This is a genomic window from Phormidium sp. CCY1219 (assembly GCF_055795085.1).
This window is the reverse complement of the sequence record NZ_JAYFEQ010000411.1, coordinates 1-231: the sequence shown is the minus strand read 5'-3', so window position 1 is coordinate 231 and position 231 is coordinate 1. Positions and strand designations below refer to the sequence as shown.

Sequence of the window (231 nt, the reverse complement as noted above, 5' to 3'; positions counted from 1 at the left end):
CTTCGGTTTCGTCCGCCACACCTTCGTCAGTGGCCTCGAAATCGGTCGAAATTTGCGGCAAGTGCTGCACCAACTTTGCCTCGAACGGGGACTCACCCAAGGCGATCGCCTGTTCGAAAAATGGCTGGACTCCTCGGACTTTGGTGGCTCCACATGGATGGCGCGAGCATTAATCCAAATCTCCGAATGGTTTGACTCGCAGCGCCAATCTATCCAAAAGCTCATCCTCAA

1 protein-coding gene is annotated in these 231 nt (G+C 54.1%); it reads left to right on the top strand.

Going from position 1 to position 231, the window contains the following annotated elements:
• Positions 1-231 (top strand): hypothetical protein (locus tag AC0QH1_RS09180; protein WP_324630770.1); only part of this gene is annotated, 231 nt, incomplete at both ends.